This is a genomic window from Polaromonas sp. JS666 (assembly GCF_900103405.1).
In the GTDB taxonomy this organism is placed as follows: Bacteria; Pseudomonadota; Gammaproteobacteria; order Burkholderiales; family Burkholderiaceae_C; genus Polaromonas.
In genome coordinates, this window is the sequence record NZ_FNHX01000016.1 from 1 (window position 1) to 22,718 (window position 22,718).

Here is a 22,718-nt window from a genome sequence, read left to right on the forward strand (position 1 = left end):
CCCCGTCCTGGCTGGGCCGAGCAGCGCAGACGGAGGAGGGATAAGGGCTGGCGTTGTTTGAGCGAAGCGCAGCGTAGCGAGTTTAGCCAGACCCCCTCCGCAGTCGAGCAGCGCAGGTTGCCCGTAGCGCAGCGAAGGGACCCAGACTGCGGGTCGCCTTTTCTTTTGCTTACTTTTCTTTTGGCGAAGCAAAAGAAAAGTGAGTAGCTGCCGGGCTACCCCCGGCTCCGGAACTCAAACACCCGCAAGCGCCGCTAAGCCCCACTCAATCAGCAACCGTCACAACGTTATTGGCAAAACTGATCCGGTTGCCGACATCCGGCACCAACTGAATAGCCGGTACGTTGGCCAGCGTGATCGGATTGGCAACAGTACCAGTCTGCCCCCGCGGCACAGTCCGCACCACCTGGCTGCCCGGCAGCGGCGCGCCGCTCTTCAAATGCGCATACATCATGTCCATGGCCTGGATGAAGTAGCGGTGCAGCGGCACCAGGCGCGCGCCGTACCCCGGAAATCCCAAAAAGGCATCAAAGTGCTGGGCGTTGGTGACTTCGATGTAGGAGAGCTTGCTGGCTTGGCCTTCGACCATTTTGTTGAGGCCGAAGTAAGGCCGTGAGGTCAGGGCCACCGGCACCAGGGTGTCGGAGCGGCCGTGCACGATGAGGGCCGGCTTGCCTTGCAGGTTGGCGGTGCGCAGCACTTGCTGTATGCCTTCACGCACGCGCAAACTTGCGGGGCTGTTGCCGGCCACCAGGGCGCGCAGGCACAGTGCGCCCTGGCTGTTGTAGTCCTGCACATTGCCGGCCGATACCGAGGCTGCGTCCAGCAGCGGGCCGCCCACGCTGAGGTTGTTGACGATGCTGACGCCGGCCGTGGGCGGCACGCCGTTGCCGGTGCCGAAGGAAGTCGCCAGCGCGGCGGGGGACACCGGCACCGGCACATTGGGTGTGGGTGTGGTGGCCGGGGCCGTGGCGGCAAAGCTGTAGCCGCAGAGGTTGTCCTGCACGCCGAAACGGCCATAAGCATTGGCATAGGTCAGCGCCACCGGCAAGGTGGCGAATGAATAGTGCGAGGCCTGCAGGTCATTGCTTTCGGGCTGCCAGCCCGCGGCCTGCAGCACCGCCATGGCACCTGCCGCCTGCTCGGCCGGGGTGTTGCCGTTGACGAGGCCCTGGGCCTTGAGCGCCGCGCAGCGGTTCGCGGCCATCGCCGGGTTGATGGTGTTGAACACATTGGTCGCGGGCGAGAGCAGCGCGGCGCAGGGTTGCAGCAGATTGGCCAGCGTGGTGTAGTCATACAGCGGCCGGCCGGTGCCGGCCAGCGTGACGTTGCCGCGCCGCACGCTGAGCCGGTTGTCGGGCACCAGCTGCACCTGCGGCTCGCCGACCGCCACACCGCTGATCAGCCCGCGCGTGTCGAGCTCGGCCGCGGCCAGCGCCGCGCCCGCGCCGTTGGACACGCTGGAGGCAATCACAATCGTGTTGGCCGGTGTCAGCGTCCGCAGGCGCGACACACCATCGCGCGCCGGCGCGCCATAACGCTCGTTGAGCACGTAGTAGGCAAACTCCACCGCCTGCAAGGTAAAGCGGCCCCAGTCTTTTTCGGAGTTCTGCTGCGAATGCGCATGCTTGACGGCAAAACGGTTCGGCGTGGCCGCGTTAAAGGCCGTGCGTTCGGCCGGGCTGATGGCGGCCGTGAAGTTGGAGGTGATGCCCGCCGCCACCGCGTCGGCGCGCAGGCCGTTTTGCAAATGCACCGTGTTGTTCTGCAGGTCGTGCATGCCGCTGCCCGTGCCCTTGTCGGTATAGGCCACGGCGCAGCCGTTCTTCAAGCCCCATTCGCCCGAAGAGCCAATCGCGCCGTAAACACCGCGCGAGCCGCTGGAGGTGCCGGTCACGATGCAGGCGCTGGCCGGGTTGAAGCTGGCCGGCACCTGCACCATCATGGTCACGTTGTGGCGGCCGCTGCCGTCGTCCGAGTAGGCGATGTATTCGCTGCCGGGGATCTTGCCTTCGCTGGTGGTGGCCACGCCGCGCGCATCCACATTCGGGCCGTAAAGCGTGCCGTAGCCGCCGGCCGGCGAGATGTCGAGAATCGCGCGGTAGTTGTTGTAGATCGCGATGCGCCGCAGCTCGGCCGGCGTCGGCTTCAGCGGGTCCACCGGCTGCGGCGCCGCGCCGCCCAGGCCGGTCTTGCCCAGGCCCGCGGTCAGCAGGTCGTCATTGCCGCCGTCGTACACACCGACGCTGATGGGGCCCAGGTAGGCCGGCTTGGTGTTCTTGGGTTCGCCCGCGCCGCTGCCGCAGCCGGCCAGCAAGGCGGCCGCCGTGAGCAGGCCCAGGCCTGTGGTGATGGTGTTTTGCATCTCGTCCTCCGTGGTGTTGTCCGGCTGCTGCCGCGACCATCATCATCGGGTCAAGCGCCGTGATTTGCACGACGGGGACGATTTGATTTGTAAGGGTTTTGCCTCTGTGCGATGGCCGGGCCGCCAACTACCCGCCGCCGAATCCCTACTTCGCGTCGCTGTACACGGTCGCCCGCGACACCCCCATGTGCGCGGCCGCAATTTCCGCGCCGCGGCGTATCTCCAGGTAGCCGGCCTTCTTCAGGTCCTGCACCAGCTGCTTGCGGTCCGCCGGCCGCAGCGATCGCGCGGTCGTCGCGCGCGCGGCGGCGAACTCGTCTATGCACTGCTGGATGCGGTCGGCATTCGCCGCGTCCAGGGTCTCGGTCACGGCGCTGCTTTCAATCGCGGTGAACTGCCCCATCGCGGCCTGGAAGCCGTTGAACAGGGTCAGGTCCACATTGAGGCAGATGGCGGCCACATAGTCGCCTTCCTCATTGCGTATGCCCACCGAGGTGCTCTTGACCTTGCGGCCGTCGGCGAACTGGTTGGCGTAGTTGGCGATCACCGCCGGGTAGTCCGGGTCCTGGATGCGCGCCAGGCCCAGCTCGGTCGCGGGCTGGCCCACGCGCCGGCCGCTCAGGTTGTTTTCAATCGCGAGGATGGCGTTCTTCGGATGCGTGAGGTCGTGCACCACCACCTCGCAGAAGGGCGCAAAAGTCTTGCCCAGGCCTTCGGCGATGTTTTTCAGCTCGGCGAGCAGGTGCTTGTTGCTGGGCTTGCCGGCGGGCTGGGGGGGCTTGGCGGGTGCTTTGGGCATGGCGGTGGTTTTCAGAATTCAGACAAATTGTCTGGCTTTGATCGTATCCCAGCGCCTCTGCCTTGGGGGAATATTTGACGATTTATCCAATATTGGATATATTTTCCAATACATGGACAAACCCCTCAAGTCCGCGAAAGCCCCATGCAAGCCCACTACCTAGACCCCCGCACCGGCAAACACTACCCGCTCAGCGACCGCCGCTGGCGCTCCGACGCCGGCAACCCACTGATGCTGAGCGCGCTGCCCGGCATAGGCCGCGACGAGATCGACACACGCGAGCGCTCCCTCTGGCGCTACCGCGCTGCCTTGCCGCTGGCCATCGACAGCCGCGCCAGCATGGGCGAAGGCTGCACGCCCCTGGTCGAAAAATCCTGGGGCGGGCTCTCGCCCCTGTTCAAGCTCGAATGGTTTAACCCCACCAGCAGTTTTAAAGACCGCGGCGCGAGTGTGATGGTGTCCTTCCTCAAGCAATTGGGCATCAGCCACATCCTCGAAGACAGCTCGGGCAATGGCGGCGCGGCGATTGCGGCCGCGGGCGCGGCGGCCGGCATCCAAGTCAAGATCCTCGCACCCAGCTACACGCCGCTTCCGAAGGTCGCGCAGATACGCGCTTTCGGCGCCGAGGTGCAGCTGGTCGAAGGCCCGCGCGAAGAATCCGAATACGAGGCGATTCGCCAGTCGGAAAACATCTTCTACGCCAGCCACAACTGGCACCCCTTCTTTTTGCAGGGCACCAAGTCCATCGCCTATGAACTCTGGGAAGACCTGGGCTTCAAGGCGCCCGACAACATCATCATCCCGGCCGGCGCCGGCAGCAATGTGCTGGGCTGCCATATCGGTTTCAGCGAGCTGCTGGCCTCGGGCCAGATCAAGAAGCTGCCCAAACTCTTCGCGGCCCAGCCCCTCAATTGCTCGCCGATAGATGCCAGCTTCAGGGCCGGCAGCGACGGCCCCGTGGAGCGCGCCGTCAAACCCACGATTGCCGAAGGCACGGCCATCAAGCGGCCGATACGCCTGCTGGAACTGCTCAAAGCGATTCGCGAATCGGGCGGCGGCACCGTGGCCCTGACAGAAGAGCAGATCGCCGCGGCCGTGCGCCGCCTGGCCGGCATGGGCCTGTATGCCGAACCCACCAGTTCCTCGGCCGCCGCGGCGCTGGAGGTCTTGCACGCCTCGGGCGCCATCCAGGCGAATGAAACCACGGTGGTGCTGCTGACGGGGACGGGTTTGAAGTCCACGCAGTTCATGACGGAGCTGTTTGCCGGCTAGCGCCCCCGGAAAAACCCCTCCACCCCATGCCCCAATTCCCTCATAATTTCCCTGTCTACTAAAGGACTACAAACGCCAGCGTGGGGCCCAACCCGCGCGGCGATGACAACAACACCATTTCCTTGGAGGGAAAGAACCATGATGACTTTGGGATTGAAGGCGCTCGCCGCCAGGCTGGCGCTGGGCATGTTTGTTTTGTTCGCGGGCGGCCAGGCCCTGGCCGCCGGCTCGCTGGCCATCGATTCGCTGCAGGGCGAAAAATACGGCTTCTCGTTTAACCACCCCAGCACCGACCAGGCCGACGCCCGCGCCATGCGCGAATGCGGCACTGACTGCGCCGTCGTGCTGCGCTTCGGCGGCGGCCAATGCGGCGCCTATGCCGCCGACCAGGCCAAGGGCTCCAACGCTTATGGCTGGGGCACGGCCGCCAACAGCTCCAACGCCCAGGCTCGCGCCATGTCTGAATGCCGCGAAAGAGGCGGCTCCAGCTGCAAGGTGCGCTCCTGGGGCTGCGATGCCACCAAGACCTCGGTAGACGCAGCATCCACCCCCCAGGGCAACAACAACAGCAATAACAACAGCAAGCCGGCCGCCGGCGGCTTTGCCATACTGGGCGAATGGCTGGTGGACTACGTCTCGCCGACCGGCTACACCGCCAACGGCAGCCTGCGCGTGACCCAGAGCACCGGCAGCAACAGCTACCGCGGCGTGCTGGTGCAGGCCTTTGTCAACACCGAAGGCATCGCCAAACGCGTGCAGCAGGATGTGGCCATTACCGTGCAGGGCAACACCGTGATCGTCAATGGCAGCAACCCGGTCTACCTGCAGGGCACGGGCGTCTACAACGCCGACAACTACACGCTGACCATCGCCAGCCCCAACCTGATGCGCGGCAGCAACTCCGACGCCAAGGGTGTGGGCGGCGCGGTAGTCATTAGCCGGAAATAGAGCCCCCACGCTTTTCACTGCGTCTTCGACTTCGTGTAATGCGCTGCCCCCCGAGGGGGCCGCTGCGCCTGCGGCCCGGCAAAGCCGGTTCCGCGGCCCCGGCTGGCTTGAAGAGCCCGCCTTCAATCGCCGCGCCCGACCCCGCGCCTGTGGGGAAAGGGGTAGTGCTCCCTCCCGCGATTTGCGAAAAAAGTCTTAAAAAAAGAGGCCGCGCACGCGCAACAAACCGCCTCAACAACAAGCAAACGCAAACACGCTTTTGCCCCTCTTGAAATTCGCGGGCGAATTCCTAATTCCTCCATCCGGGCGCCGAGCCGCCGGTCCGGCGCCATTCATGACCATGTTCAACCTGAATGGAGGTAATCGCCATGTTTCGATCCCTGTTTCCCTACGACATGTTCGGGGAGATGGACCGCCTGCAACGCGAGATTCAGCAGGCGCTTGAGCTGTCTCCCAACATACGCGGCTTCGGCCGCGGCGGCTTTCCCGCCCTCAACATAGGCGGCACACCGCAGACCGTGGAGGTCTATGCCTTCGCCCCCGGCGTAGACCCCAAAACCCTGGAAATTGATTTAGAGCGCGGCATGCTCACCATCGCCGGCGAGCGCAAGTCCGAGCTGCCCCAGGCCCAGGCCGGCGCGCAGTCCACGCTGCACATCAACGAGCGTTTTGCCGGCAGCTTCCGCCGCGTGATCAGCCTGCCCGAAGACGCCGACCCCGACGCCGTCGAGGCCAGCTTCAAGGACGGCCTGGTCCACATCAGCATCCAGCGCCGCGCGGCCGCACAACCGCGCCGCATCACCATCCACTAACTCGCACACAGATTGGCAAACAAGGAAAGGAGGCCAACCATGTTCGGCAGCAAATCCACCCAAAGCACTACCAGCACCACCCGCAACGGCAACGCCGCCATGCAACACGGCGACCCGTCCACCGAGCTCACGCAGCAGCAAGGCCGGCAGCCGGCGCGTTATGCCAATGCCACGCTCACGCCGCCCGTCGACGTGATCGAAGACAGCACCGGCATCACCCTGTATGCCGACCTTCCCGGCGTGCCCAAGGAAAACCTCAAGCTGCAGGTCGAGGCCGACACCCTGACCATTGAGGCCGACTCCGCCCTGGCCGCACCCGAAGGCTTGCAGTCCAGCCACACCGAGGTGGGCCTGGGACGTTTTCACCGCGTCTTCAGCCTCAGCAAGGAACTCGACACCGAGAACGTGAGCGCCGAGCTCGCCCAGGGCGTGCTCAAGCTGCGCATTCCCAAGGCTGCGCACGCGCAGCCGCGGCGCATCAACGTCAAGGTGGCTTAAGCGGAAAGAAAGGGGCGGGGCGCTCGCCCTGTCCCCTCCCTTGATTGACTTCCCTCTCCCTCTGCGGAGAGGGAGTTCTCCCGGCTAAGGCTTCTTGGCCCCCGGTTCCGCCAGCGGGTCCGCATGCCGGTGCACCAGCTTCCATGCATCACCCTCCAGCCGAAACACCTCGGTCACCCGCAAGGTCATGGGAATGGTTTTTTCCTGGCCCTTCATATGGGCCTGCGCCTTCTGGTAGCCCGTCCAGTAGGCAACGGTGTCACCCGCCGCCATGTCCAAAATTTCAAACTCCGTCGTGCTGCCCGGCTCAAACAGCTGGGCATCGTGCTCATAACGCGACCACACCGCGTCCGCGCCCTGCACGGTACCGCCACCCGGCCCCATAAACGTGGCCGGCGACGCATGCGCCACCACACGCGCAAGCGGCGCGGCATTGCCGCTGACATACGCGCTCGCGGCATGCTGGCGCGCTTTCATAAAGGATTGGAAGTCCTGGTGCTGGCTCATGGCTTGTCCCCTTAAAAGGAGCACCGTAAGCCGGGCGTGCGGGCCATGGCGTAGGACAAAGGATGAGGGGGAAAGCGGAGAAGTCGGACGGAGGCGGGAGTTTTGGTGAATATTCACATCTGAAATCCGGCCAAATTCGTACGTTCCACCTATCGGCCCGCAGAAGCACTCTAGCTCTGCGCATATTTAACCGTCATGATGGTTGTCACAAACTGTTAGTGAGTTAGTGACTTCTGCATGGCGACTCTTATTCCCTCGATCGGTAGCTGCATCTCCCGGATGACCAACGGCGAGAAGCGATTGGCGGAGCGGCTGGAGCAAAAGCTCGACGACGACTATTTGCTCTGGTACGACGTACCGGTTGGTCCCAAGTACGCACACCCTGATTTTGTGGTGATGCACCCCCGGCGCGGCTTGATGGTGTTGGAGGTTAAAGACTGGCGGCTGAGCACCATCCTGCGAGCCGACAAACAGACCTGGGAAATCCTTCAAGACGGTATTCCCAAAAATGTCCTGAGCCCTCTGGAGCAGGCGCGCCAACATACACACCAGGTGATCGATGCCTTACAGCGCGACAAACAGCTGGTGCACGAAGACGGCAGATACAAAGGCAAGCTGGCCTTTCCGTGGAGCTACGGCGTAGTATTTACCGGCATTACCCGTAAGCAGTTCGATGATGCAGAACTCGGCAATGCCATAGAACCTCACCGCGTGATCTGCCAGGACGAGATGCTGGAGTCGGTGAGCGCGGAAGAGCTTCAAAGCCGGCTATGGGACATGTTCCCCTACATGATGGGCGGCGTCATGTCGCTGCCGCAACTGGACCGCGTGCGCTGGATCATGTTTCCCGAAGTACGCGTGCAAACGCAGGGCGCACTCTTCAACGACAGTGATGAAGAAGCCGAGTTGCCCGACATCATGCGCGTGATGGATTTACAGCAAGAGCAACTTGCCCGCAGCCTAGGCGACGGCCATCGTGTGATTCACGGCGTGGCCGGCTCAGGCAAGACCATGATCCTCGGTTACCGCGCCGAATACCTTGCCAAGGCACATACACCAACGTCAAAGCCCATCCTCGTCCTGTGTTTCAACGAGCCGCTGGGCGTAAAGCTCCACAGCGTGATGAACGCCAAAGGTTTGAGCGGCAAGGTGCACGTGCGTCACTTCCATAAGTGGTGCCGCGACCAATTGGTAGCTTTTGGGCAAACCCTGCCGGGACAGCTGGGCCGCAATCAGTTTGTGGAAGAGCTGGTGCAGCGTGTAATTAACGCTGTAGACCGCAAGCACATTCCAGGTGGCCAGTACCAGGCGGTCATGATTGACGAGGGCCACGACTTTGCGCCTGAATGGCTCAAGCTCATCACGCAGATGGTCGACCCGGCCACCAACAGCTTGCTACTGCTCTTTGACGATGCGCAAAGCATTTACGACCGCAGCCGCAGCCGCAGCAAACAGTTCAGCTTCAAAAGTGTGGGCGTGCAAGCACAAGGCCGCACCACCATCCTGAAAATCAACTACCGCAACACCAAGCAGATCCTGCAAACCGCCAATCTGATTGCCGCCGATTTGCTGACTGCGGACGATCGGGATGACGACGGCATTCCGCTGCTCAAGCCCATCAGCTGCGGCCGCGATGGCGAAGCGCCGCTCATCATTCGCTTACCCACGCTGCGCGATGAAGCATTCGCCATTGCCGACCACCTAGCCAACTCCCACAAAGACGGCTTTGCCTGGGGAGATATGGCAGTACTGTGCGCGGACACGAAGACACGCGACCTGTGCGCACAGGCGCTGGCGCAACGCAAGCTGCCCGTGGAGAACCGGCTTGGCCCTGGAGACTTCGACCCCACCAGCAACAAGATCAAGGTCATGACCATGAAGGTTAGCAAGGGTTTGGAGTTCCCCGTGGTCGCGTTACTCGGCGTGGGGAACATGCCCGCGCCAGGGGAAGACGAGAAGGAGGCAGCGCGGGTGTTTTATGTCGGCGCCACGAGGGCGACACAAGCACTGCTAATCACATTAAGTGGCACCGCGAATTTTGCAAAACGACTCACGACACAAAATTAGAGGGAAAAAATGGCAACCATACCGAAAGACCGTTTCCGACAATTGCTCGCGCAAATAAGGCAAAAATACTCTCTAAGCGAGCTGAGGGCGATTCTCAAAGAAGAAGGATTGGTCACTGCTGTTGGTTGGGATCAATTAGCTGAGCGATTTGAGGAGGGAGATGCCGCCCTGCAAATCAAGGGAGAAAAAATTCTCAAGCAGATTCATGGTGACCTAATTTTGGGGGGAACCAAGGATGTTCATATTTTTGATCTTCAGAAGGGAGAGGCATCTAAGATTGCTGAAGTTCTAAAAGACATCGAGCCTGCCTCGCCCAGCTACGGAGCAATTTATCCGTTGGCATTGTCAGAAACAGCTCTTCGCGAGCTTCCTTATGACTATGAATTGGCCGGCAAAGTGGCGTACCCGAATGGCGATATCTCGTTGGTCTACTGCGCAAAAAGGACCGTTGAAGAACAGGTGCGATACGGCACAAACGAGGTTGCCGCTGCGGTACGTGATGCCTTTGCTGGCTTCGATGAGTTTATTGCGATCCGCAAGATGGACTTTCAAGTATTCGACGTTCTGACTGTGCGCCCCAAACTCGATCGAATTGAAATTTTGATTGATTACCCGGATCGAATTCGAGGACCGGAAACATCTGAGGGGCGCTGCCTCTCAATACTGGGGCGTACAGTGACGCTAGTCCCAAGCTTAAACTCCACCTACGAACACAATAAACCGCTAAACCTCCTTGCCTGCATAAATAATCTTTATCAGAAAAAAAACGAGGGTCGCGTCTCTCGCCTTCTTTTCCGATCCCCAACGGACTCCGTAAAAAAGGAATCGATGACTTCATCAAAGGATCTGCGAATCGAAACTTTTCACGCTGCAGGAGTCGTGGCAGTTGGCACAATCACTCCTTACGATGTCACTGTAACTTGGGACAAACTTATTGGCGTGCAGGGAACAGTGGGAGTGCGGGTTGGCACTCCGATATCCAGCTTGTCTTCCGAAGAGCCTTACGTGAGAACTGCACGAATCTTTGATGCTCGATCAGATGCGGCAATTCTTGCTGTCGTAAATAAGCTCGTTAGCTATTCAACCTAACCATGGCGACTACCGCCCAACTGTTAGATCGTCTGGAGCGAACGTTCGGAGTGGGCACCGAGCGCTTAATCGCCATTTCACTCCTCGATTTTCTCGCTGCTCATGCGGGAACGTCCCATATTAACTTGCAGTTGGTGCGTCAGCTAACGCCGCAAGCCGAGTCCGGAAATCTTGATCACGTAATTTTGCGCACGTTGCAGTTTCTCGCTGGAGACGCAATCGGCATTTTGGACACCAGGTTTGAAATCTTTGATGAAGACCAGCACCCCCATGGGCTGGAGAAAAGCATGGTCAAAGAAGCTCTCTCATCACAAATAAATCCACTAACTGGAGACGCAGATCCAGAAGTGTCGAGAAAAATTTATATGTTCTTCACTCCAGTGCCGGAAGCCTTGAGTTTGCTTTCCGAACTGCCCCGGTAGAACAGATTCAATATGCAAGCTTCCTTTTCCTTAGCCGCAGTGGAAGAAGCCGCCAAGAACGACTTCTACGTAGCAAATCTGTTGCGGCGAGTTACCGTTTCGACGTACGACGAATTTCTTGATGTTTTGTATGACGACGTAAAGCTAGTTATCGAACGACTGGAGGATAACCCTCAGAACTACCCTGACGAATCAGAAGACGCGACGACACAACGCATAGCCGACATTCTTTGGGGTATGCAGTATGACGCCAGCCATAACACTCAAGCCGGTGGAAATGTTGACCTCACTGTAAGTAACCCACGGAGGCAGTTCAAATGGATTGCAGAGGCGAAGAAGTTTGCCGATATCGGGGATATGCGTGAAGGATATCTTCAACTAGCCACCAGATATCGGCCTGGAATGGCACCCGGCGGAGTGATGTACGGAGGACTTATCGGATACCTACACCGACCGAACGCTGCCGAACATATTAGGAGCTGGAGAGATGCTTTCGCAAGCCTACCAGTGGCAAGTGGGAACGTCTTAGCAGACTGCGCTCGTCGATACGCGCTTGGATTCAATTCAGAGCACAATCATCAAACCTTTGGTATCCCATTGCGTGTTTGGCACACATGCGTCGTCCTTCACTTTGCGCCCGAAGACAGAAGCGGTCGCACGGCCAAGCGATACAAAGCCAAGTAGAGGCCTCAGGGTATGAGCGACGGAGTGTGAGAGGCCGGTTCATTTGGATTTTCATTTTTTTTGAATAGCTAAGCCAACCTACCTAGCGGGGTCACATACAGTCGGCCATTCCAACCGAAGTTTCGCCCAAGATCGACCTCATGCCCCACGCCGTCTCCCGCCTGCGCACAGCCCGCCTGGCGCGCGCCTCCAAACCTTTTTTAGCCCGTGGCGGGCCGCGCAACGTTCGTTGTGCCGGCTGCCGGCTGGTGCCCAGCCATTGCATGTGTGCTTTGCGGCCGGTGACGCCGGCTGTCAATGCCGGTGTGTGCCTGGTGATGGCGGATATCGAGGCGCTCAAGCCCAGCAACACGGGCTGGCTGATTGCCGATGTGGTGGCCGACACTTACGCCTTTGGCTGGGCGCGCACCGAAGTCGAGCCCGGCTTGCTGGCTTTGCTGGCGGACCCGCAGTGGCAACCTTATCTGGTCTTCCCCGGCGAGTTTGTGGCGGCGGAGCGGGTGGTGACGGAGTTGCCGGCCAGCATCGCTTCAGCCGATGGCAGCAACAAACACAAAGCCAAACGCCCGCTGTTTGTGCTGCTGGACGCGACCTGGCCCGAAGCGCGAAAAATGTTTCGCAAAAGCCCTTACCTGAATCATTTGCCGGTGCTGAGTTTGCAGAGCGAGCAGCTGTCGCGCTACAAGCTCAGGCGCTCGCAGCGCGATGAACATTTCTGTACCTCGGAAGTCGCGGCTTTGTGTTTTGCGCTGGCCGGTGAGGCGCAGGTGGCCGAGACGCTGGAGGCTTATCTCGACGTGTTCACGAATCACTATTTAAAAGCCAAGCAGCAGCAACCGCTGGACCTGGAAGACGCGGCGCACCAACGTTTGCGCGGCTTACGTTTGTAGACAAGTCTCGGGTGGCGAACACTGGCAGGCCGGCGCCTGCCCGGCGCACAATGGTGGCCCTTCGAAAGGGTCACGCCCATGGTGAACGAAGCCTCTTCCTCATCTTCTTCTTTCCGGACGATCTGCTGGCAGCCCACATGGAACCCGGCTTCGCGAGGCCTGGGGCTGGAGCATTTGCTGCTGGCACAAGGCCAGGCTGACAGCGTGGTGCTTGCGGTCGACGAACACCAGCAGCCCTTTCGCCTGGCCTACCGGCTCTACTGGGACGAGGCCTGGCAGCTTCGCAGTGCTGATTTTTTTGTAGCCAAAGCCGGCATCAACCGGCTGCTGAGCCTGCGCACGGACGGCAAGGGTCATTGGCAGGATGGCGAGGGCCGGCCCCTGGCCGAACTGGACGGATGCCTGGACATCGACATCTGGCCGACGCCGTTGACCAACAGCTTTCCTATCCTTCGTGAGCCCATGGCCGTGGGGGAGCGGCGCAGCTTCCGCATGGCCTGGGTTGACGGGACTGCCTTGACGGTGAAGGCCCAGGCACAGGCCTACACACGCGTGGGCGAGAGGCTCTACCTTTTTGAGAGCCTCGATGGGAGCGGCTTCAAGGCCGAACTGCGGGTGGATGAAGACGGCCTGGTGCTGGACTACCCGGGCTTGTTTCGGCGCGTGAAGGCCTGAAATACTGAGACAGGCGTTCGCCCTTGCACCCGGGCGCGCGAGCCGGTAAGGGCTGCGCGCGCCGCTGTAATACAGTCACTGGCTTATCTACCCACCGCAGGACCTCATGCGCCCAAGCTTCTTTTTTGCTCCTTCCGCAACCCTTGCCACCTTCACCCTGAGCTTGCTGCCCTTCGCCGCCGCGCAGGCGCTGACCGAGGCCGAGAAGCCCTATGTGGGCGGCTACACCCAAGGCTCGGTGGATTCGCGGGCGCAGCTGATGCTGCTGGACGACAACACCTTTTGTTTTGCCTTTATGGGCGGCTCGCTCGACATGCTGGCCGGCGGGCGCTGGAAGGCCGAGGGCAATGGCGTGCGCCTGGAGGAAGTGCGGCAAATCGGCTCCGTCTTCCCCGCCTTTGGCCGCGCGGCGGTTGAGCAGAAGGCGAGCGTGGCGTTTGACTTTCATGGCAGCTCGCTTTCTGACGCAACGTCACCGGTGTTTGCCACCTCGGGCGACGAAGCGCTGCCCACCACGATGCGCCCGCTGTTCAACGCCGACCACAACGGCTGGTCTTCAAGCTACAAGCTGCCGCCCATGCCGGCGGCGCAGGTGCGCTACTTCTACATGGGCGACGTGGAAGGCGATGACATGCGCCAACCCAAGCGGCTGCGCGTGGTGCAGTACCGGCGTGGCGATGTGAACATGCTGCGCGTGGGCTACAACCGGGCGTTTGGCAGCCCGCCGCTGGACTTGCGCGCCACACTGAAAGACGACGAGGTGCTGCATGTGGACGGCCGCCGCTTTGGCGTGCGCAAGGAACTGCCCGAAAAAGCGCTGCAAAGGATTCGCAACGCCTGCATACAGCCAGCGCTGGCCGAGGCCAAACGCCCCAGCGATGAAGAAGCCGCAGAGATAGCGGCCGGACGCGCGACATCCGTGAAACCGCCGCCACTGGTGCCGGTGAAAACTTTTTATCTGCCACTGACGGCGATACAGGGCGCGCCTTACTTTCCCGGCACGGACAGGTAAACAAGCGATCGGCCAGGCTGCTTGCCTGGCTTTTTTTTTGCGCGCGGCCTCATTCATCGCTTGCGCCCGCGCGCCGCGCCGGGCTTGCCGGCCCATGCGCCCAGAAAGTACATCGCAAAAAGCGGCAAAGCGGGCGGGGCGCAGGGCTCGCGCTTGAGCGGGCGTGGGCTTGTTTCGGCGCGGGCAAGAACGGCGGGCCTGGCGGCCGCCGAAGGGGAAAGGGCGGCGTCAGGGCGGGTTTGGCGTTTTGTCATCCTGGTGTGTCCGGTTTCAAAAAAGGAAAGGAAAAGGGAAAGCAATAGCGGTGATGGTGGGCGCTGGCTGTCGCCGGGATGTCGCGATGCGTGTTTTGCCGCCGCGACATCTCCGCGACAGCGGGGCGGCACAGTGCGTGCAGCCCGGCGGTCCGCCGGCGGCCTTTTTCCAGAAACCGTCCAGGAGGAGTTCCCTATGAAGCGCAAGTCTGTTGTTGTTCCCGCCGCTGTGGTGTTGCTGTCGGCATTGACGGGCGCGTATGCGCAGCCCAGGCCCGAGCCCGGGGACTCACCCTGGGGCCTGGGGCTGGGCGTGGCGGCCAGGACCGACATTTACGCGGGGGAAAGCGCCAGGCTTCGCGCGGTGCCGCTGGTCAGCTACCAGGGCGAGAAGTTCTTCTGGCGCGGGATCAGCGGGGGTTACCACCTGCTCAGCCGCGACGGGTTCACATTCGATGCCACCCTGGGCGCCCGGCTGGGCGGCATCAAGAAAGAGGATTTCGGCGCGGCCGAGCTTGCAGCCCGGGGCATCAACCGCAGCCTGCTGGAAGACCGCGACAACGGACTGGACCTGGGGATTGCCGGGTCCTTCAAGGGCGGGATGGGCGTGGTGGAGCTGGCGCTGAAGGCCGATGTGTCGGGCGCCAGCAAGGGCTACGAGGCCTCGGCCAAATACGGCTATCCACTGCAGTGGGGGCCGGCCACGATCACGCCCCACGTCGCGGTCAGCCATTACTCCAGCAAGCTGGCCAATTACTACTACGGCACGCTGGATGCGGAAGTGGCGCGGGGTGTGGTGAATTACAAGCCGGGCAGCGCGGTGATTCCGCGTGTCGGGGTGGACGTGATGCGGCCCTTCGCCGACAAGTGGATTCTGGCGGGCGGCCTGTCTTACAGCGCGCTGCCGGGCAAGATCCGCAACAGCCCCTTGGTGGACAGGGACGCCAAGGGCGTAACCTCCGTGTTTGTCGGCGTTACCCGGAAATTCTGAAGCCAGCGGGCGCCGGACCGATAGGGGACCGAGATGAAGGACCGAGATGGAGATGATTGAAGGCCCGCTCAGCATCCTGATCGTTGAGGACAACGCGCCGATGGCGGCGAACATCTACGACTACCTGGAAGCCTGCGGCCACAAGCCCGACGCCGCGCCCGACGGCAGGTCGGGCCTGGGCATGGTGCGGGCGAACCACTACGACGCGATCGTGCTGGACTGGATGATGCCGCGCATGGACGGCCTGGCCATGCTGACGCAGCTGCGGGACGAACTCAAGTCGAGGACGCCGGTGATCATGCTGACGGCGAAAGACCAGCTGGACAGCAAGCTGCAGGGCTTTGAAGCCGGGGCCGACGACTACCTTGTCAAGCCGGTCGCGCTGCCCGAACTTGAGATGCGGCTGCGGGTGCTGGTGACGCGCAGCCATGCGGCGCAGGCCCCGGGGCAGGTGCTGCAAGCCGGCGACCTGCGCTTTAACCTGCAGTCGCTGGTGATCACCCGGGGAGACCGCGAGCTGTCGCTGTCGCCGATACGGCGGCAGATACTGGAGGTCTTGATGCGCCGCTCGCCGCATATCGTGAGCCGCGAACACCTCGAAGCGCAGATCTGGGGCGAGCGGACCCTGGACAAGGACATCCTGAGGTCGCACATGCACTTGCTGCGAAAGGAAGTCGACGGCGAGGGGGACCGCAAAATCCTGCACACCGTGTTCGGGCAGGGCTACAGCATACGGGTGCAGGATGGCGAATAAAACACGCCTGTTCGACCTGCACTGGCGCATCAGCGCGCTGTTTGTCGCGTTCGGTGTGCTGCTGGCCGTGGGCGTCACCGTCTCGGTGGGCTTCGGCCAGGTGATGATCACCCACCCGGTGTGGGAGCAGATACTGCGCTCGACCACCCAGCATTACATAGCCGGCAGCACGGGCCACACGGGCAGCGCGCCCGTCTCCTTGCCGACGCAGGGGGCCTACAAAGGATGGCACGTCAGGAACGGCACGGCCTTGCCCGCCGACATGCCGCCCTACCTGGCCACGCTGCCCGCCGGGTTCTACAGCGAACAGGACCTGGACCGGTTTGACGAGCACGACTACGCGGCCCTGGTGACGCCGGTCGCGGACGGCCGCGTGGTCACCGTCATCGACATGACCGACATCGAGCAGCTGCAGAACAAGGTCGGCGTCGGGGGCTTGATCTTTGTGCTGGTCAACCTGGCGCTGGTGGGCGCAACGCTGCTGTGGCTTCACGGCAGCCTGCGCAAGCCGGCCAGGGCGCTGGCGCAGCGCATGGAGGCCCTGGACCCGGAGCAGCCCTCGCAGCGGCTGTCGGTCGACTACCCGCAGGCGGAGCTGCACGACATCGCGGTGCAGGTCAATCGCCACCTGGAAAGGGTGGAGCGCTTTATCGAGCGGGAACGCAGCCTGCTGGACCAGGCCAGCCATGAGTTCCGCACCCCGGTCGCGGTGATCAGCGGCGCGGTGGACGTGCTGGCCCGGCAAACGCTGCCCGCACAGGCGAAAGGCCCGCTGGAGCGGATTCGCGGCACGGTCGACAACCTGACCGAAACCATGGGCGCGCTGCTGTACCTGTCGCGCGAGCCGGATGGCAACGCGAGGATGGAAAGCACCCGGGTCGACCTGCTACTGCAGGAGCTGATGCAGGACCATGAACACCTGCTGGCCTTCAAGCCCGCGCGCTTTGTGCTGGTGGAGTGCGTGAGCCTTTCGGTCAACGCGCCGGAAGCGATGGTCAGGATCGTCATTGCCAACCTTTTGCGGAACGCGGCCGAGAGCACCCAGAAGGGGGACGTCACGGTCAGCCTCACGCCGCAAAGGCTGCGGGTGAGCGACTCCGGCGAAGGCTTCGACGCGGTGGAGGCCGCGCGCAGCTACAGCGCGGCCTTGCAAACCTCCATGAAGCCCGGCGGCGGCCGGGGGTTGGGGCTGTTTTTGACGAAGCGGATTTGCGAGCGCTTCAAATGGTCGCTGGCCATTTCATCGGCGGTGAGCAAAGGCTCGGTGGTGGATATCCGCTTCTAGCGGGCTGTAGGAACACCCCTATTGGCACTCACTTCGTGTAGTGCCCTTTCCCCTTGCAGGGGACAGGCGCCTGCGGCCTGGCAAAGCCAGTTCCGCGGCCCCTGCTGGTGAAGGTGGTTCAGACGTTGACCAAACCCAAAAACGACGCCGGATAGCGCAAACCGGCGGCGGCATCGGGCGGGAAAGCCTTGTCCAGCTCGGCCAGTTCGGCGCCACTCAGCTTCACATCGAGCGCGGCGATGTTCTGGTCCAGATAGCTGCGGCGTTTGGTACCAGGAATGGGGATGATGTCTTCGCCCTGGGCCAGCACCCAGGCGAGTGCGACTTGCGAGGCGGTGACGCCCTTGGCCGCGGCCAGGCTTTTGACGGCGTCGACGAGGGCGAGGTTGCGCTTGAAGTTTTCTTCGGCAAAGCGCGGCGAGAACTTGCGACGGTAGTCGTCGGCGGGCAGGTCTTCAGGCTTGCTGAAGGCGCCCGTGAGGAAGCCGCGGCCCAGCGGCGAGTAGGCGACAAAGGCCACGCCGTTTTCGCGGCAGGCGGCCAGGGTGCCTGTGGCCTCGGGGTCGCGTGTCCACAGCGAATACTCGCTTTGCAGCGCGGCTATCGGGTGGACCTTGCAGGCGCGTGTGAGGGTGGCGGCCGAGGCTTCGGACAAGCCCAGGTAGCGCACCTTGCCGGCCTTCACCAGCTCGGCCATGGCGCCCACTGTCTCTTCAATCGGCACGGTTTTGTCGACGCGGTGCTGGTAGTAAAGGTCTATCTGCTCAATGCCGAGGCGTTTGAGGCTGGCCTCGCAGGCGGCTTTGACGTACTCGGGCCGGCCGTTGACGCCGCGCACCGCGTCATTGGCCGGGTCGCGGGTGATGCCGAACTTGGTGGCGATGAACACATCCTTGCGGCGGCCGGCGATGGCCTTGCCTATCAGTAGCTCGTTGGTGTGCGGGCCGTAGATGTCGGAGGTGTCGAGGAAGTTCAGGCCTTTGTCCAGCGCATGGTGAAGGGTGGCGATGGATTCGGTGTCGTCGCGGTTCGCATAAAACTCGCTCATGCCCATGCAGCCCAGGCCGATGGCGGAAACTTGCGGGCCGTTTCGGCCCAGGGTACGGGTTTTGATCATGGTGTGTGTCCTTTGAGTGGGTTGAGTGGATAGGGTTATGGGGTTCAGGCGCGTTTTTTGGCAGGCTTGGCTTCGGTGCGCATCTCTTCATAGAGGCGGATTTTTTTGCGTATATAGGCCAGGGTTTCGCGCTGGGTGCGGATTTCGGCCTCGAGGCGTTCGGCGTGGGCCTCCAGCAGGGCCTGGCGTTCGGCCGTGCTGGCGGCGGAGGTATTGCCTATGCGTAGCAGCTGGGCATAACGCTGCATGTCGCGCATGGACATGCCGGTGGCGCGCAGCCGCACCAGAAAGTCCAGCCAGCGCATGTCGGCATCGTTGTAGCGGCGCGCGCCGCTGCGCCTGTCTATGGGGGCGATCAGGCCTATCTGCTCGTAATAGCGCAGGGTGTAGGCGCTCAGGCCCGAGGCCTGGGCGGCTTCGGCGATGGTCAGGGAAACAGTGGGGAGTGCGGCAGTCATGAGGGGACTGTAAGACTTCGAGCGCGCTCGAAGTCAAGCGGGTCCCCGCATAAAACCCTGCTGGCGGTGTGGCACCGCCTTGCGTTTGTTCAGCGCGTGATCACCACCAGCACACTGCAGGGCGCATGCGCGATCAGTGATTTGGAGACCGAGCCGCGCCACCAGCGGGCGGCCCAGCCTTCGAGGTGTTTGTGGCCGACGACGATCAGGTCGGCGTCCATCTGTTTGGCGTAGTTGACGATTTCATCGACGGTTTCGCCGTAGAGCACTTCGCCCTGGGCCTCATGGCCGGCTTCGATGAGCCGGCGCAGGCCGTCGTTGAGGACGCCCTGGTACCTGGCCTTGTCTTCCTCGATGATGCTTTGTTCGTAGATGACGCCTTCGGCGGCGACCACCCGCCGCTGCAAGGACATCACGGCGACCAGCGTCAGGGAGGCGCCGCTCCACTGCGCGATCTCGCGGCAGTCCAGCAGGGCTTTCTGGCCGGGTTCGGAACCGTCGTAAGCCAGCAAAATTCGTTTGTACATGATGTGTCTCCCGAATGAAGTGACTGGGCGATTCCAGAATAGGCCCGCGCCCGGAGCCGGTCAAATGATCGCCCCTGCGCCAGAAGGGTCGCCGCGCTGGCGGCGGGGAAACACACAGGCGACAATCGGAACCCAGCCCCGATTTTTCCCGACCCCACAAAGCAGCCCATGACCCAAGACCCCCAGCGCGCACAGGAACTCAAGAAGATGGAGCTTTGCGATTCCTGCGCGGGCATACAGCGCCATTGGCGCAAGGCGCCCGGCCACCCGGAGCTGGTACAGGGCGACCCGCGCCACGAAACGCGCCGCCATGGCCTGATCACCATCACGCGCTACAAATGCGACCGCTGCGGCACGGCCTGGGAATACGAGAACGACAAGACCAACCAGAAGGCCGGCTGGTCTGTGGTGGGGCGGTAAACAGGTATTTGCCTTCCGGCGGGGCCAGGCATTGGCTGACGCGGGAACCCCTGGGCGGACCGCATCATCGAAGCGATGATGAAAGCACAGTCTCCACAACATTCCCCGCAACGGCGCCGCCTGCTGGCCGCCTCCACACGCCTGGCGATAGGCGGCGCGGCCTGGTTCGCCTTGCCTGGCGCGCAGGCCCAGCCCAGCTACACGGTGACGACGGCGCAGCTGCAAGACGCAGTTGCCAAACGTTTTCCACTGCGCAAGCGCGCCAACGGCATCCTGGACATCACGGTGCAGGCGCCGCAGTTGCGCATGATGCCCGAGCAGAACCGGCTGGGCGCGGTGATGGCCGTCGAAGCCGGCGGCCCGGCGCTGCGGCGCGCCTACCCCGGTACTTTTGACCTGGACTTCGCGCTGCGTTATGAGGCCAGCGACATGACCATACGCGCGCACGAGCTGCGCGTGAACACGCTGCAATTCGAGGGTGTGCCGCCGGAGGTCTCCATGCTGCTGGCCAGCTACGGGCCGCAGCTGGCCGAGCAGGCGCTGCAGGGCGCGGTGCTGCACACCCTCAAACCGCAAGACCTGGCGCTGCCCGACAGCATGGGCGTGCAGCCGGGCAGCATCACGGTGACGGCCAGGGGGCTGGTAATAGCGTTTGTGAACAAGCCCGTGAGCTGAGTCCCGTTTTTAAAACTCAAAGCGCGGCGAAGCCCGGCTCAACAACTGAATCCTGGGCTCCGCGGGCCAGGCGGCCGCCAGCTCCTGCGCCAGGGTGTTGAGCAAGCGCGCCACATCTTCGGCCGCCGAGGCGTGCAAGGCTTCGGCCACGATGAGCACGGTGCGTGTGCCCGCGCTGACGGCGGACAGGCCGCTTTGCCGATTCGTCCAGCGGCGCGCATGGGCCTTGGGGACTGGTTCGGTGGCGTCGGCGAAGATCACCTCGCCTGGTTCCGGGTGCTCCATCTCCCCGCCAAAAGTCTGGTAGTTCTCGGCGCCCGTGGCGTAGCGCACTTCAAGCTGCTGTGACACCTTCGCGATGTCAAACACGGCAATCGGGATCGCGAAGGCCAGCGAGATAGCGTTGCACAAATCCACCAGCGGATGCAGCGGAGGCAGGGCGCTCTCCTTGCGAAAGCGCCGCAGCAGCGACTCGGAGGCGCAGCGGTATTGCGTGGGCTTGAGGCCCATGCTGGAAAACACGCGCCGCCAGGCCTGCACTTCCGGAAACTCGCTTTCGGGGCCGGCGGCCAGCCGGGCTTGCGCGATGGCGTTAAAGCGGGCGACTTGCGAAGCCACGTCCACATTCGCGCTGATGCCGCCGGCGTGCAGCACGCCGGGCACCAGGTTGGGGTAGTCGGCCCAGAGGGCATCTGAATGGCGAAAGAACATGCGTGGCGCTCCATGAATCCAGGGGTGAAACACCGCGCAGTCTGCCCCGGCGCCGGGCCGGCGTCTTGAACGTTATTGCAGGTCGGCCGTGCGCGCCGTGGCCTGCTGCCAGGCGCCGGGCGTGAAGCCAAACTGGCGTGTGAAGAGGCGCGTCATATGGCTCTGGTCGGCAAAGCCGCAGGCGGCGGCCGCCTGGGCCAGGCCGGTGCCGCCGCGTATCAGGCCGCGCGCGCGTTCTGCGCGCTGCTGCAGCAGCCAGGCATGGGGCGTGAGGCCAAAGGCTTTTTCAAAATGCCGCAGCAGCTGGAAGCGGCTCAGGCCCGCCATGCGCGCCATCTCGGCCAGCGTGGGCGGCGCGAGCAGCTCGGCGGCGATGCGCTCGCGCACCTGGTGGATGTGCGGGTTGATGGCGGTGACGGCCGTGATGGGTTTGGCGGGGCGTTGCGCGGCCAGGATGTGGCGCTGCGTGAGCCGTTCGCAGACGCGCGCCAGCGACTCTTCGCAGGCGAGCGCAGAGTCGCTCGCCCTGCCGCCGCTCCATTGCTGCAGGCGCTGCAGCAGCTGCTCCAGCGCCAGCCTGAGCCGCGCGTCCTGGGCGACGGGGCGGGTCAGCTCTATCGCGGCCGCGTCAGGCGCGCCTATCGCGGCGGCCATGGCGGCGGGCTCCAGGTACAGCATGCGCCAGCGCCGCGAAGGGCCGCCCAGCGGCTGGCCGTCATGCACCTCGCCGGGGTTGCACATCAGGATGTCGCCCGCATAAGCCTCCACCTGCCCGCGGCCGCTGGCCGAGGTTTGCGCGCCTTGCTGCAGCCAGCCCACGCCAAACACGGCATGCGAATGGCGGCGGTAGTGGCGCGCGCTGTCGATGTGTGTGCCGTAGACGCCGTCCCAGGGCGTGGCCAGGACGCGGCATTGGTGCGGGGGCGGGGCGGGCATGGAGTGGATGATGCCACCCGCCGGGCCGGTGCGCCATGCCTTGCGCGGCCGCGGCTTCAGCGCCGCTGCAGCTGCTCAAGCGCCCCGTGCCAGTCTTCCACGTGGTAGCTCAGCACGATTTTGTTGTCCTCGACGGTGTGGATGTCGATGGCCATGATCTCGAAGCCGCGGCCCGTGAAGGGTGCCCCCATGAAGGGCGCGACAGGCGTCGCCGTGGCACGGCCGCGAACCACAAAACGATTGCCGGCCTGCAGGATTTCCTCGACCTTCCAGCTCAGGTTGGGGAGGGCGGACCCCACCCGCTGCAGTTGCGCGAGGAACTGGTCGCGCGTCTTCACCGGGCTCGCGTAGTCGCCAATGCTTTGCCAACCGGGCGAGAGCACCTTGTCCATGCGTGCCGAGAGGTCGGGGCTGGTGGTGGCGCTCAGCACCTCGCTGTAGAGCGCCTGCACCACATCGCGGTCGGCGGCCTGGGCCGTGCCGGCCAGGCCGCTTGCCAGGGCGAGGGCGGTGAGTGTTTTTTTCATGTGTGGACTCCGTGTTGTGGGTG

25 protein-coding genes are annotated in these 22,718 nt (G+C 63.1%); 16 read left to right on the forward strand and 9 right to left on the reverse strand.

Features of this window, described 5'->3' with window-relative positions; all coding sequences use genetic code 11:
* Positions 1-265: 265 nt before the first annotated feature.
* Together BLQ85_RS22705 and BLQ85_RS22710 are read right to left on the reverse strand one after the other, a co-directional pair.
* Positions 266-2,365 (reverse strand): D-(-)-3-hydroxybutyrate oligomer hydrolase, encoded by a 2,100-nt coding sequence (locus BLQ85_RS22705; protein ID WP_074580239.1) that lies wholly within the window; start codon positions 2,363-2,365, stop codon positions 266-268.
* 145 nt (positions 2,366-2,510) lie between these two features.
* Positions 2,511-3,164, reverse strand: coding sequence for a helix-turn-helix transcriptional regulator (locus tag BLQ85_RS22710; RefSeq protein ID WP_074580240.1), 654 nt, complete (start codon positions 3,162-3,164; stop codon positions 2,511-2,513).
* Between the two features lie 144 nt (positions 3,165-3,308).
* Here BLQ85_RS22710 and BLQ85_RS22715 point away from each other — a divergent pair, with 144 nt between their 5' ends.
* The 4 genes from BLQ85_RS22715 to BLQ85_RS22730 all read left to right on the forward strand — a co-directional run bounded on the left by BLQ85_RS22715 (position 3,309) and on the right by BLQ85_RS22730 (position 6,694).
* Entirely contained in the window at positions 3,309-4,436 is a 1,128-nt protein-coding gene (locus BLQ85_RS22715) for a threonine synthase (RefSeq protein ID WP_074580241.1), read from the forward strand.
* 141 nt (positions 4,437-4,577) lie between these two features.
* Positions 4,578-5,384, forward strand: coding sequence for a DUF4189 domain-containing protein (locus BLQ85_RS22720; RefSeq protein WP_217631844.1), 807 nt, complete (start codon positions 4,578-4,580; stop codon positions 5,382-5,384).
* A 368-nt stretch (positions 5,385-5,752) separates the two neighbouring features.
* The gene (locus BLQ85_RS22725) at positions 5,753-6,196 is read left to right on the forward strand and encodes an Hsp20/alpha crystallin family protein (protein ID WP_074580293.1); all 444 of its coding nucleotides are present in this window, start codon (positions 5,753-5,755) and stop codon (positions 6,194-6,196) included.
* Positions 6,197-6,235: 39 nt separating this feature from the next.
* Entirely contained in the window at positions 6,236-6,694 is a 459-nt protein-coding gene (locus tag BLQ85_RS22730; RefSeq protein ID WP_175456180.1) for an Hsp20/alpha crystallin family protein, read from the forward strand.
* 84 nt (positions 6,695-6,778) lie between these two features.
* Here the strand turns inward: BLQ85_RS22730 and BLQ85_RS22735 are convergent, their stop codons facing one another.
* On the reverse strand, positions 6,779-7,201 hold the full coding sequence (locus tag BLQ85_RS22735; protein ID WP_074580243.1) for a YybH family protein: 423 nt from the start codon (positions 7,199-7,201) through the stop codon (positions 6,779-6,781).
* Between the two features lie 237 nt (positions 7,202-7,438).
* On the opposite strand from BLQ85_RS22735, the gene BLQ85_RS22740 reads away from it, so the two are divergent.
* The 10 genes from BLQ85_RS22740 (at position 7,439) to BLQ85_RS22780 (ending at position 17,324) form a co-directional block, all read left to right on the forward strand.
* Complete coding sequence (locus BLQ85_RS22740) at positions 7,439-9,268, forward strand: DEAD/DEAH box helicase (protein WP_175456181.1); 1,830 nt, start codon at positions 7,439-7,441, stop codon at positions 9,266-9,268.
* Between the two features lie 9 nt (positions 9,269-9,277).
* Positions 9,278-10,357, forward strand: a complete 1,080-nt coding sequence (locus BLQ85_RS24435; protein ID WP_139201096.1) for a hypothetical protein — start codon at positions 9,278-9,280, stop codon at positions 10,355-10,357.
* Between the two features lie 2 nt (positions 10,358-10,359).
* The gene (locus BLQ85_RS24440) at positions 10,360-10,779 is read left to right on the forward strand and encodes a hypothetical protein (RefSeq protein ID WP_139201097.1); all 420 of its coding nucleotides are present in this window, start codon (positions 10,360-10,362) and stop codon (positions 10,777-10,779) included.
* A gap of 12 nt (positions 10,780-10,791) precedes the next feature.
* Positions 10,792-11,463: a hypothetical protein gene (locus tag BLQ85_RS24445; RefSeq protein WP_074580245.1), complete on the forward strand. Its 672-nt coding sequence runs from the start codon at positions 10,792-10,794 to the stop codon at positions 11,461-11,463.
* A 140-nt stretch (positions 11,464-11,603) separates the two neighbouring features.
* Positions 11,604-12,353: a tRNA-uridine aminocarboxypropyltransferase gene (locus tag BLQ85_RS22750; protein ID WP_074580246.1), complete on the forward strand. Its 750-nt coding sequence runs from the start codon at positions 11,604-11,606 to the stop codon at positions 12,351-12,353.
* A gap of 78 nt (positions 12,354-12,431) precedes the next feature.
* Positions 12,432-13,028, forward strand: a complete 597-nt coding sequence (locus BLQ85_RS22755; RefSeq protein ID WP_083336963.1) for a putative glycolipid-binding domain-containing protein — start codon at positions 12,432-12,434, stop codon at positions 13,026-13,028.
* Positions 13,029-13,134: 106 nt separating this feature from the next.
* Positions 13,135-14,040 carry a hypothetical protein gene (locus tag BLQ85_RS22760; protein ID WP_074580247.1) on the forward strand — a complete coding sequence of 302 codons (906 nt, stop codon included), beginning with the start codon at positions 13,135-13,137 and terminating at the stop codon, positions 14,038-14,040.
* Positions 14,041-14,490: 450 nt separating this feature from the next.
* Entirely contained in the window at positions 14,491-15,285 is a 795-nt protein-coding gene (locus BLQ85_RS22770) for a MipA/OmpV family protein (RefSeq protein WP_074580249.1), read from the forward strand.
* A 46-nt stretch (positions 15,286-15,331) separates the two neighbouring features.
* Positions 15,332-16,039 carry a response regulator transcription factor gene (locus BLQ85_RS22775; protein WP_083336964.1) on the forward strand — a complete coding sequence of 236 codons (708 nt, stop codon included), beginning with the start codon at positions 15,332-15,334 and terminating at the stop codon, positions 16,037-16,039.
* The gene (locus tag BLQ85_RS22780) at positions 16,029-17,324 is read left to right on the forward strand and encodes a sensor histidine kinase (protein WP_074580250.1); all 1,296 of its coding nucleotides are present in this window, start codon (positions 16,029-16,031) and stop codon (positions 17,322-17,324) included. The genes BLQ85_RS22775 and BLQ85_RS22780 overlap by 11 nt, the downstream gene beginning before the upstream one ends.
* A 118-nt stretch (positions 17,325-17,442) precedes the next feature.
* Here the strand turns inward: BLQ85_RS22780 and BLQ85_RS22785 are convergent, their stop codons facing one another.
* The 3 genes from BLQ85_RS22785 to BLQ85_RS22795 form a co-directional block, all read right to left on the reverse strand.
* Positions 17,443-18,441: an aldo/keto reductase gene (locus BLQ85_RS22785; protein WP_217631845.1), complete on the reverse strand. Its 999-nt coding sequence runs from the start codon at positions 18,439-18,441 to the stop codon at positions 17,443-17,445.
* A 44-nt stretch (positions 18,442-18,485) separates the two neighbouring features.
* A complete protein-coding gene (locus tag BLQ85_RS22790; RefSeq protein ID WP_074580251.1) occupies positions 18,486-18,899 on the reverse strand; it encodes a MerR family transcriptional regulator in 414 nt (137 codons plus the stop codon).
* An 89-nt stretch (positions 18,900-18,988) separates the two neighbouring features.
* Positions 18,989-19,426 carry a universal stress protein gene (locus tag BLQ85_RS22795; RefSeq protein WP_074580252.1) on the reverse strand — a complete coding sequence of 146 codons (438 nt, stop codon included), beginning with the start codon at positions 19,424-19,426 and terminating at the stop codon, positions 18,989-18,991.
* A gap of 168 nt (positions 19,427-19,594) precedes the next feature.
* Between BLQ85_RS22795 and BLQ85_RS22800 the strand changes: the two genes are divergently transcribed.
* Entirely contained in the window at positions 19,595-19,846 is a 252-nt protein-coding gene (locus BLQ85_RS22800; RefSeq protein WP_074580253.1) for a hypothetical protein, read from the forward strand.
* Between the two features lie 75 nt (positions 19,847-19,921).
* Positions 19,922-20,521 carry a DUF1439 domain-containing protein gene (locus tag BLQ85_RS22805; protein WP_074580254.1) on the forward strand — a complete coding sequence of 200 codons (600 nt, stop codon included), beginning with the start codon at positions 19,922-19,924 and terminating at the stop codon, positions 20,519-20,521.
* A gap of 9 nt (positions 20,522-20,530) precedes the next feature.
* Here the strand turns inward: BLQ85_RS22805 and BLQ85_RS22810 are convergent, their stop codons facing one another.
* The 3 genes from BLQ85_RS22810 to BLQ85_RS22820 form a co-directional block, all read right to left on the reverse strand.
* The gene (locus BLQ85_RS22810) at positions 20,531-21,232 is read right to left on the reverse strand and encodes a B3/B4 domain-containing protein (protein ID WP_074580255.1); all 702 of its coding nucleotides are present in this window, start codon (positions 21,230-21,232) and stop codon (positions 20,531-20,533) included.
* 72 nt (positions 21,233-21,304) lie between these two features.
* Complete coding sequence (locus BLQ85_RS22815) at positions 21,305-22,168, reverse strand: AraC family transcriptional regulator (RefSeq protein ID WP_074580256.1); 864 nt, start codon at positions 22,166-22,168, stop codon at positions 21,305-21,307.
* 56 nt (positions 22,169-22,224) lie between these two features.
* Positions 22,225-22,695, reverse strand: a complete 471-nt coding sequence (locus tag BLQ85_RS22820; protein ID WP_074580257.1) for an ester cyclase — start codon at positions 22,693-22,695, stop codon at positions 22,225-22,227.
* Between the last annotated feature and the right edge of the window lie 23 nt (positions 22,696-22,718).

Excerpts from the sequence above, each read along its gene's own strand:
- BLQ85_RS22730 (WP_175456180.1), top strand. The coding sequence starts at position 6,236 with ATGTTCGGCAGCAAATCCACCCAAAGCACTACCAGCACCACCCGCAAC.
- BLQ85_RS22760 (WP_074580247.1), top strand. The coding sequence starts at position 13,135 with ATGCGCCCAAGCTTCTTTTTTGCTCCTTCCGCAACCCTTGCCACCTTC.
- BLQ85_RS22715 (WP_074580241.1), top strand. The coding sequence starts at position 3,309 with ATGCAAGCCCACTACCTAGACCCCCGCACCGGCAAACACTACCCGCTC.
- BLQ85_RS22800 (WP_074580253.1), top strand. The coding sequence starts at position 19,595 with ATGACCCAAGACCCCCAGCGCGCACAGGAACTCAAGAAGATGGAGCTT.
- BLQ85_RS22735 (WP_074580243.1), bottom strand. The coding sequence starts at position 7,201 with ATGAGCCAGCACCAGGACTTCCAATCCTTTATGAAAGCGCGCCAGCAT.
- BLQ85_RS22810 (WP_074580255.1), bottom strand. The coding sequence starts at position 21,232 with ATGTTCTTTCGCCATTCAGATGCCCTCTGGGCCGACTACCCCAACCTG.
- BLQ85_RS22780 (WP_074580250.1), top strand. The coding sequence starts at position 16,029 with ATGGCGAATAAAACACGCCTGTTCGACCTGCACTGGCGCATCAGCGCG.
- BLQ85_RS22805 (WP_074580254.1), top strand. The coding sequence starts at position 19,922 with ATGATGAAAGCACAGTCTCCACAACATTCCCCGCAACGGCGCCGCCTG.
- BLQ85_RS22705 (WP_074580239.1), bottom strand. The coding sequence starts at position 2,365 with ATGCAAAACACCATCACCACAGGCCTGGGCCTGCTCACGGCGGCCGCC.
- BLQ85_RS22710 (WP_074580240.1), bottom strand. The coding sequence starts at position 3,164 with ATGCCCAAAGCACCCGCCAAGCCCCCCCAGCCCGCCGGCAAGCCCAGC.
- BLQ85_RS22770 (WP_074580249.1), top strand. The coding sequence starts at position 14,491 with ATGAAGCGCAAGTCTGTTGTTGTTCCCGCCGCTGTGGTGTTGCTGTCG.
- BLQ85_RS24440 (WP_139201097.1), top strand. The coding sequence starts at position 10,360 with ATGGCGACTACCGCCCAACTGTTAGATCGTCTGGAGCGAACGTTCGGA.
- BLQ85_RS22740 (WP_175456181.1), top strand. The coding sequence starts at position 7,439 with ATGGCGACTCTTATTCCCTCGATCGGTAGCTGCATCTCCCGGATGACC.
- BLQ85_RS22795 (WP_074580252.1), bottom strand. The coding sequence starts at position 19,426 with ATGTACAAACGAATTTTGCTGGCTTACGACGGTTCCGAACCCGGCCAG.
- BLQ85_RS22815 (WP_074580256.1), bottom strand. The coding sequence starts at position 22,168 with ATGCCCGCCCCGCCCCCGCACCAATGCCGCGTCCTGGCCACGCCCTGG.
- BLQ85_RS22725 (WP_074580293.1), top strand. The coding sequence starts at position 5,753 with ATGTTTCGATCCCTGTTTCCCTACGACATGTTCGGGGAGATGGACCGC.
- BLQ85_RS22790 (WP_074580251.1), bottom strand. The coding sequence starts at position 18,899 with ATGACTGCCGCACTCCCCACTGTTTCCCTGACCATCGCCGAAGCCGCC.
- BLQ85_RS24435 (WP_139201096.1), top strand. The coding sequence starts at position 9,278 with ATGGCAACCATACCGAAAGACCGTTTCCGACAATTGCTCGCGCAAATA.
- BLQ85_RS22775 (WP_083336964.1), top strand. The coding sequence starts at position 15,332 with ATGGAGATGATTGAAGGCCCGCTCAGCATCCTGATCGTTGAGGACAAC.
- BLQ85_RS22755 (WP_083336963.1), top strand. The coding sequence starts at position 12,432 with ATGGTGAACGAAGCCTCTTCCTCATCTTCTTCTTTCCGGACGATCTGC.
- BLQ85_RS22720 (WP_217631844.1), top strand. The coding sequence starts at position 4,578 with ATGACTTTGGGATTGAAGGCGCTCGCCGCCAGGCTGGCGCTGGGCATG.
- BLQ85_RS22750 (WP_074580246.1), top strand. The coding sequence starts at position 11,604 with ATGCCCCACGCCGTCTCCCGCCTGCGCACAGCCCGCCTGGCGCGCGCC.
- BLQ85_RS24445 (WP_074580245.1), top strand. The coding sequence starts at position 10,792 with ATGCAAGCTTCCTTTTCCTTAGCCGCAGTGGAAGAAGCCGCCAAGAAC.
- BLQ85_RS22820 (WP_074580257.1), bottom strand. The coding sequence starts at position 22,695 with ATGAAAAAAACACTCACCGCCCTCGCCCTGGCAAGCGGCCTGGCCGGC.
- BLQ85_RS22785 (WP_217631845.1), bottom strand. The coding sequence starts at position 18,441 with ATGATCAAAACCCGTACCCTGGGCCGAAACGGCCCGCAAGTTTCCGCC.